Origin of the sequence: Streptomyces flavofungini (assembly GCF_041028215.1) — a bacterium.
GTDB lineage: Bacteria > Actinomycetota > Actinomycetes > Streptomycetales > Streptomycetaceae > Streptomyces > Streptomyces flavofungini_B.
In genome coordinates this window covers 1-1,922 of record NZ_JASKYR010001004.1, presented here as the reverse complement: position 1 = coordinate 1,922, position 1,922 = coordinate 1, and the positions used below count along the sequence as shown (strand labels likewise).

The following is a 1,922-nucleotide window of genomic DNA, read 5'->3' as shown; positions in this document are numbered from 1 at the left end:
GCCTCCGTGGTCATGGCAAGATCATGCCACGCACCACAGACAGCGCTCTCTGTTTTCTCACCGCGGCCCCAGCGGCGGGACACCCAACTCCGGGTGCCGCTCCAGAAGTCCGGGCGGCGCGGCCTGCCGCCAGGAGTCCGCCAGGATGTCCGTCAGCTCCTCCACGTCCAGCTCCGCGAGGCGCACCCGCACCCATGCCGAGCTCGCCTCGTGAGCGGCGACCCAGAACTTCTCCGGCTCGGCGAGGACCAGTTCGTCGCGCTCCACCTTCGGGCAGCGCACGGCGATGGACGTCTCGTCGTCCGGCACCGTCAGGAACATCTTCCCGGACACGCGGAACGTGGGCATGCCCCACGCGAGCTTCTCCGCCGTGTCGGGCAGGGCGAGAGCGACGCGGCGCACGTCGTCGGAGGTGACACGGGCGCGGGCTCGGGCACGGGGCCCCCGGGATCTGGCTTTCGGCATGCCGGAAACGTTAGCCAACGCCACTGACAGTGGCCCCCGGAGGCGTACACGGCCAGCGCCCTCCGGGCGGGCTCGCCCCGCTTACAGCACCCGCTCGTCCAGCCACGCCCGCAGGTCCTCCTGGACCTCGTCCCGGTTGGTCTCGTTGAGGATCTCGTGGCGGGCGTCCGGATAGCCCTTCCAGGTCAGGTCGTCCAGGCCCACGTACCGGAAGTCCTCAAGGAGTTCGTGGACCAGGGTCATCCCCTGGTTGCACGGGTCCTGCTCCCCCACGGCCACGTGGACCGGCAGATCGTCCGGTACGCGCGCGAGGTTGCGCGGATCGTTGATCTTGCGGACGGCCCGCACCCAGTCCAGGGAGAGCCCGGCGGAGAAGGCGAACCCGCAGCGCTCGTCGGCCGCGTAGGCGTCGACCTCCGCCTCGTCGCGCGAGAGCCACTCGAAGCCCGTGCGGTGCGAGTACGGGTCGTTGAACGAGGCGAAGAGGTCGGGGACGAAGGAGGAGATCGCGCTCCGGCCGCGCTCGGCGATCTCCCCCTCCAGGCGCTCGATCGCCCCCTGGGTGTCGGCGCCGGGCAGCGAGCGGAACGTACCGGAGAGGATCAGGCCCGCGAGGCCGTCCGCGTACTCCTGGGCGTAGTCCCGCGCGAGCATCGAGCCGAGGCTGTGGCCGAGGAGGAAGAACGGCAGGCCCGGGTGCAGGGTGCGTACCTGGTCGCCGATGGCCTTGAGGTCGTCGACGATCGCCCGCCAACTGTCGGCGCCGTCGCCCTCGCCCCCGTCCGCGCCCTTGGAGGTCACGCCATAGCCGCCGGTGGCCTGCGCGGTGGCGCCGTGGCCCCGGTGGTCGGAGGCGACCACGCCGTAGCCGTGGGCGGTCAGGTACCGGGCGAAGCGGTCGTAGCGCAGGGCGTGCTCGGCGGCTCCGTGGGCGATCTGTACGTAGGCGCGCGGCCTGCCGTCGGCCGGGAGCCAGGTGTACGTGGCGACGGGCACACCGTCCGCCGCGTTGAGCAGCCCGGCGGTGTGACTGGCGGCGGGCGTGTTCGCTTCGTCATCTCGATCGTGCATCGCGGCGTGCTCCCTGGGGTGCGACGGTGTTCAACGTTCCTTGCGGTGTAGCGGTGTGGCGGTGGAGCGGTGTGGCGGTAGAGCTGTGCGGCTGTGCGGCTGTGCGGCTGTGCGGCTGTGCGGCTGTGCGGCCAGTTTTGCGCGGTCGGCCTCGGGGTGGCCGACCGCCCATGTGTCGGCCCTGCGTGGTCGGCCTCCGCGCGGTCGGCCTCCGTACGTTCGACCTCCCGTCGCCCATCGCCCCGCTCCGACTCAGCCTCCCCCAACCGCGCCGCCCCATGCGGACCACTCGCCGTGCACTCGCTGCGCGGACCACTCGCCGTACAGATACATCTCCCCGCGCCCCACCTCCACCGACGCCTCCACCGACGCCTCCACCAACACCT

2 protein-coding genes are annotated in these 1,922 nt (G+C 71.7%); both read right to left on the bottom strand.

The window, feature by feature from the left end:
- Positions 1 to 57: 57 nt before the first annotated feature.
- Positions 58 to 465 carry an MmcQ/YjbR family DNA-binding protein gene (locus tag AB8Z36_RS37665; RefSeq protein WP_369217878.1) on the bottom strand — a complete coding sequence of 136 codons (408 nt, stop codon included), beginning with the start codon at positions 463 to 465 and terminating at the stop codon, positions 58 to 60.
- 81 nt (positions 466 to 546) lie between these two features.
- Positions 547 to 1,536 carry an alpha/beta fold hydrolase gene (locus AB8Z36_RS37660; RefSeq protein ID WP_369217877.1) on the bottom strand — a complete coding sequence of 330 codons (990 nt, stop codon included), beginning with the start codon at positions 1,534 to 1,536 and terminating at the stop codon, positions 547 to 549.
- Positions 1,537 to 1,922: the final 386 nt, after the last annotated feature.